The 6,250-nt window shown below is 59.1% G+C and carries 6 protein-coding genes; all 6 read right to left on the minus strand.

The features are described 5' to 3' along the window. The coding region (locus AC1XOS_RS18515) for a DNA methyltransferase (RefSeq protein WP_481963698.1) at positions 1–966 on the minus strand (966 nt) is incomplete at its 3' end. Between the two features lie 272 nt (positions 967–1,238). Further along, entirely contained in the window at positions 1,239–1,838 is a 600-nt protein-coding gene (gene recR / locus AC1XOS_RS18520) for a recombination mediator RecR (RefSeq protein WP_481963699.1), read from the minus strand. A gap of 3 nt (positions 1,839–1,841) precedes the next feature. Continuing rightward, complete coding sequence (locus tag AC1XOS_RS18525) at positions 1,842–2,231, minus strand: YbaB/EbfC family nucleoid-associated protein (protein ID WP_481963700.1); 390 nt, start codon at positions 2,229–2,231, stop codon at positions 1,842–1,844. A gap of 7 nt (positions 2,232–2,238) precedes the next feature. Beyond that, positions 2,239–4,725, minus strand: coding sequence for a DNA polymerase III subunit gamma/tau (gene dnaX / locus AC1XOS_RS18530; protein WP_481963701.1), 2,487 nt, complete (start codon positions 4,723–4,725; stop codon positions 2,239–2,241). A 42-nt stretch (positions 4,726–4,767) separates the two neighbouring features. Continuing rightward, positions 4,768–5,859: a multiheme c-type cytochrome gene (locus tag AC1XOS_RS18535; RefSeq protein ID WP_481963702.1), complete on the minus strand. Its 1,092-nt coding sequence runs from the start codon at positions 5,857–5,859 to the stop codon at positions 4,768–4,770. Between the two features lie 8 nt (positions 5,860–5,867). After that, positions 5,868–6,250, minus strand: a 383-nt coding sequence (locus AC1XOS_RS18540) for a glycosyl hydrolase-related protein (protein ID WP_481963703.1), incomplete at its 5' end; no start/stop codon positions are given.

A 6,250-nucleotide genomic window follows, 5' to 3' on the forward strand; every position in this document is an offset into this window, starting at 1 on the left:
GCCAACTTCGACAATTCGCTTTGCCTCAGGATCGATATAAATTGGATAAAAAAGTGCATGACGATCTTCTCGTCTGGAATTAGTACCCCCACGCAGTAACCATTCCCATCGCGGTTTTTGAAATCGTTTTATACCTGTTCTATCTGGCGAAAGCATATCATCTATTTGTGGTTCAGGGACAAAACTGGAGCTGAAGCAGAAAAAGGCATACTCTTCAACTCGGGAGAGTCGTCCCTGTGCTACCCCCTTTTGGTTAATGACGATAGTAACCATCTGACGGTGGAAGTCAGGGACAATTTCTTCAAGCAACATTCCGAGATGATGAACTTCATGCTCATCAATCGTCACAATCAAAACCCCATCGTGCTTGAGCAACCGCTTCGCCAGCTTCAGGCGCTTCTCCATGAACGACAACCACTTACTATGCCGCCACGCATCCGACGAATCCACGTAGTCGTTGTTGTACGTCCAGTCTTTCGCCCCTGTGTTGTAGGGCGGATCGAGGTAGATACAGTCCACCTGCCCCTCGTAGAGATAGAGAAGAAGCTGGGCCGCGTGGTAGTTCTCCGCATTGATAACCGCGTGGTGGGGACGATCCGCACCGCCGCGTTTCACCTCTCCCACCTTCTCCAGCCCCGGATAGATCGGCTGTCCGAACTGCTTTGCTGCCAGCCAGTCGCTCGCCGGTTCCGTGGTCGTGTTGCCCTCTTTATCTTCGAGAGTCACCGTGCCATCAGAGTGAATTGCCTTCACCGTTCGCGCTGCCCGACCCGACGGCGCATCACGGCGCATCGCAAGCTCTCCCACCGTCAGCGGCAAGCCCACCAGTGCCGACATCTCGGGAATATGATCCTCAAAAACCAGTCCAAACCGCGTGTTCTTCTTTAGCTCTTTCACCGACTTTTCAAGCTCAGCCCGGAGTTTCGGGTCAGCAATCTGCGCGACGAGATCATCAATTTTTGCCATTGGAGTTCCATTGTACCGGGCCAGTTGCCCATATGAGCGCCACACTCCACGAAGAAAACAAAAACCGGAAACCCTCCCCCTTCGCTTACCGGAGGGGGAAACGGCGCTGTCGCCGAGGGGGAGGTAAAAACGCCAGTAGTCGCTACGTGCCTCAAAGCTGAACCAGCAGAGCCTCGACGATGCGGCGCTGGGCGCGGATATGGCCGGAACGGCCTTCGTAGCGCGAAGCGCTCTCCAGACGCCCCCCTCCAACGGGGGCGGTCACGTGGGGGCTACAGCTCGCGCCGGCCCTCGAAGGCTTGAATGAGCGTGGCCTGGTCGGCGTAGTCCAGGTCGCCGCCGACGGGAACGCCATGGGCGATTCGGGTAATCTTGGGACCAAGGGGGCGCAGGAGATTGGCGAGGTAGATCGCCGTGGCATCACCCTCGACCGTGGGGTTGGTAGCGACGACGATTTCTTTGACATGGCCGCCTGCCAGACGTGCCAGCAGCTCGCGGACTTTCAGCTGATCGGGGCCGATGCCCTCCATGGGGGCGAGAACGCCGCCGAGGACATGGTACTTGCCGCGAAACTCACTCATGCGCTCTAGGGCCATCAAGTCGCGCGGGTCGGAGACCACACAGATCGTCGCTTCGTCACGGCGCGGGTCGCGGCAGATCTCGCAGAGCTTCTGGTCGGTGAAGTTGTAGCAGCTCTCACAGTAGCCCACGGCGGCTTTCACCTCCGTGATGGCATTGGCGAGCCCTCGCGCCTCATCATCGGAGAGGCGCAGGACATAGAACGCCAGCCGCTGCGCCGACTTGGGACCGATTCCGGGCAAGCGCTCGAACTCGGCGACGAGCCGGGCGAGCGGCTTGGCGTACTGTGCCATTTTTTAGAACAGACCGGGGATATTCAGGCCCGCAGGCATGAGGTTCTTTTGCTCGGACTCACGCAGATCCGATGCCTTATCCAGCGCCTGGTTGATCGCCGTCAGCACCAGATCTTGCAGCATCTCCGCATCTTTGTCTTCCAGCACACTAGGATCAATGGTGACACTCATCAGCTTCCCGTTGCCATCCACCACGGACTTCACCGAGCCACCACCGGCCGAGCCTTCGATCCGAGCCGCATCCAGGCGCTCGCCCATCTTCTCGGCATCTTCGTACATCTTCTTCTGTACTTGCTGGATCATCGCGGCCATGCCACCCTGACCCCCTGCGCCACCACCAAGGCCAGGAAATCCCCCGGCTTGGCCTTTGTTCTTACCAAACACATTTGCCATAATGAATCTATCCTTCAACAACCTCCCCACCAAACGTGGAGAGAATCTCTTGCACGAGCAGCTCCGAGAGTGCCTGTGCTTTGTGTGAGCCGGGCGCTGCCGCCGCCACAAGCTCCGCATCCTGTCCCGACAGCCCTTGCGGGAGATCGGGAGGAGGTGCTGGCTCCCCTTGTGAGGAGAAGCGTGTCGCGCTCCAGCCCTCGCGCTTCTCGCTCACGCGCTCGGGGCGTGGCGTGGAGATGGGTGCAGGAGGTGTCCAAGCAGGCGCAGCGGCGGCGGTCTCTTGAACCTCTTCGCGTCCCAGCGCTTCAATCTCGGCCAGGGGATCGCGGCGCACGGTCTGGCGTGCAATCGCGCGCTGAGGCGGCGGCGGGGCGTTCTCAGCCAGCTCAAAGCGCACTGCGACACTTCCCAAATCGGGGTCTATCACCTTGGCGAGGAGCTTGCGGACAAACTCCAGCTGCTTAGGCGCGTTCATCATGTCGTAGTTCATCCGCTGGGAGAACGCCAGGACAACGGTCCGCCCCACAACCTCTACAGGAACGGCGCCCGACATCATGACACTGGTCTTTTTCGAGAACTTCTCCGCCTGCACGAGAAACGTCGGCCACGCCCGCTGGACAGAGGGCAAGGTGATGCGCGGGTCAGAAAGCTCCAGCTCCGGGTCAGAGGCGGGCTCAGGCTCAGGTTCCGGTTCTGGCTCGGGATCCTGTACAGGAGCAGGGGTGTACACGGGTGCCGGTTTCGCAGGAGCGGCAACAATCGCTGGTGCGTAGTCGTCGTCTAGCTCAAGTGGTGGCGGAAAGTCATCGAGTGGCGGCGGGTAGTCGTCCTCGTCCTCAACCAGATGCTCCACTTTCGCCTGTGGCTTAGGCACCACGACCTCCGGTATCTCGGTTACCTCGGGGGCGGACTTTTTACCGGAGAGATCAAAGAGGCTCAGGCCATCGTTTTCCAGTTCCTTGACAGGTGCAGGCTTGGGCGGCGCAGGCACAGGAGCCGGGTCGTCATCGAAGAGCGAAAAACTCTCCGCGACAGGTGCCACCGGCGCGACGGGCGGCTTTTCCACAGCGACAGGCTCGGGCTCCGGTTCTGTCTCCATCACAGCAGGCACTTCAAGATCGGGTTCAGGCTCGAAGTCGTCTTCGTCATCGGGCGCGGCTTCGTCTCCATCGGAGAAGTAGCTCGCACTCAGCGATGGTACTTCATCGTCTTCGCTACGCTCCAAGGCGGCTTCCAAAACAGGATCAGGTTCTTCATCCGCCCGCTCCTCTTGCTCCCCCTTCGCGGAGCCGGAGGGGGAAGCCGTCTCAGCGGCAGGGGGAGGTAAAACAACGGGCGTAGCCACTGGCTGTGCGAAGACAATAGGAGCCGTCATGAAGGGCTGGTCGGGAGCCTCACCAATCGTCATGAGCTTCAGGAAGGTCAGCTCCGTCAGCAGGCGGTGCTGGTTGTTCCAGCGCGTCTCCCCCTGCGCCTCATTGAGCAGATCAATGGCTTTGAGAAGCTGCTGGGGCGCGAAGTACTTCACCTGGCCCTGCAAGCGTGCCACGTCTTCAGGAGCTAGCTCGGACGCCGCCGCCGGGCCACCCACCGCCACGAGGAGCAGATCACGAAAGTGCCCCGCGAGGGTTTTTAAGAGCGTCCGGGCTTCTTTACCGGAGTCCAGAATCTCTCCGGCGAGCGCCAAGACGCCAGGCGCATCGCGGCGGGCGACGCAGTCTGTGACGCGGGCAAGCTGCTCGGTGTCGAGCGTTCCGAGCACGCTCTCCACCGAGGCCGCCGTGATCTGCTTCGGCGAGAACGCCAGAACTTGCTCCAAGAGCGAGAGCGAGTCGCGGTAGCTTCCCTCGGCACCACGGGCCACTAAGTTGATCGCCTCGGGACTGTAGGTAATTTTCTCAGTGTCTAAAACATACTTCAGGCGCTTGGAGATGTCTAAGAGCGAGCCGCGCTTGAAGTCAAACTGCTGGCAGCGGGAGCGAATCGTGATGGGAATGGACTGTGGCTCGGTGGTGGCAAGAATAAAAACCACGCCCGGCGGCGGCTCCTCAAGCGTCTTCAGAAAAGCATCTTTGGCATCGCTGGAGAGCTGATGGGCCTCATCAATGATAAAGACCTTGTAGCGAAACTCCATCGGGCCATAGCCCACTTGCTTGCGCACTTCCTCAATATCGGCGACCCCACGGTGGCTGGCGGCATCCAGCTCAATCACATCAATGCAGCTTCCTGCCGTGATCTCTTTGCAGGCATCGCAGGCGTTGCAGGGCTCCGCAACGGGGCCTTTGTCACCACCCGAAAGGCAGTTCAGCGCTTTTGCCAGAAGACGGGCAATGGTGGTCTTGGCCGTGCCTCGGGTTCCCGTAAACAAGTAGCCGTGGGCGATCCTCTCCGACGTGATGGCGTTCTGGAGGGTACGCACCACATGCTCCTGTCCGACCACGTCGGCGAAGGTCTGGGGACGGTACTTACGGTAGAGCGATTGGTAGGCCATAAAGCGCGTTTATTGTACCACCCGACACGCGGAGCTTCTGCCCTATGGGGGGAGATTTTTATAGATACGAATAAAGTGATCGGCCATCTTTGTGGTGACTGCTGTGTTGGGAAAGACAGCACGGCTGGGCATGTGGCAGGAGACGCACTTCTCCTTGGGGTTCACCGGACACGCCTTCTTCGCCTTGCTCACCCCACTGTGACAGTCCACACAGACCGCTTCGTAGTGCTTTGGATCGGTCTCGGCATTCTGGTGCGGATTGTGGCACGTGCTACAGGTGAGAGTATTGTTGCTCTTGAGGAAGCACTTACTGAGGGAAAGGCCGTAGGGCTGGAAGCGGTTGGTGCTCTTTTGGTACTTTTTATCCATCTTGAGAACCATCTCGGTGGTCTGGTGGCAGCGTCCACAGAGCGTGTTCATCTCCTTGCCACCCATCCCGATCAGCGAGCGAAGACCGATATTGGCTGGCTTGGACTGATTTTGCATCAGCGTCGCATGACGGCTTCCTTCACCATGGCAAGACTCACAGCCAATCCCGTAGAAGCGCTTCTCTGGCACCATGGAGTTAGGCGGCAGGGTGACAACATGGCAGCGTAGGCACTCACGGGTCTTTTCCGTATTGTAGATCCCCCCCGGCTGGTTCTTGGGCACGTCTTCTTGTCCCGGTGTGGCATGCCATTTTTTCTCGGAGGGAAAGTAGCTCTGGCCCAGCACGGCACTTAGGGACTTCCCAAAGATCATGTAGGTCATCCCCGACTTCCCCGAGCCAATCGCCAGCGAGAGTGGCACCTCGTTGCGCTCAGTCTGCTGAGGAAGGCGAATCATCACCGTGAGCTGATCCTCGATACTCTGGAGAGCAAAGCTGCTCTCTGTCTCCCCTTCCGGCGGCGTCATCGTGCCCAGAGCAGACTTCGTGGTATCAAAAAGGCTGAGCTTATGCCGGCCTGCCCTGTGGCTGGTAAACTCCGCTGCGTGGCAGGGCTTGCAGGCTTCATCCCCCACAAATGTTGCCTTCGCAGGAACCTCAACCGTCTTCTTCTCTGCCCGAGGCACGACAGTACTCTTGGGGCCACACGCCGCGAGCCACAAAATGAGAAGCGGAAGAAAGATCCTAACTAAGTTCTTCGCCTGCATAAGGTGCTCTATTGTAGCCGAACACTCACCAGGGAGTTCGCTCGAATATTCACCCTTAGGGTTGTGCCATCGAAGCTCGCCGCGCCCACACTTGGGTTCTCCATCAGGTCGGTGACGGTTGCCGTTTTGCCAAAGCCCTCGGCGAGCATGACAGTGGCTTCGCAGTCTTGGCCATCGTACTCCACCAAGCGCACAATCACACCGTTGCCATCCTCGGCTTTTTTGAGGCTGGTGAGCAGCACATTGGGCGTCTCGACGGAAGCAAAGCTTTTAGAGAGTGGCCCGTTGCCCTCGTGGACACCTGCCGGAAAGGCGATCAGGGGGTGGTTAAACGCCGCGCCCATTCGCGTCAAGTCCGACGCGTCTACTGCCGTGTCATGAAAGACCATGG

Source organism: Armatimonas sp., assembly GCF_964826245.1.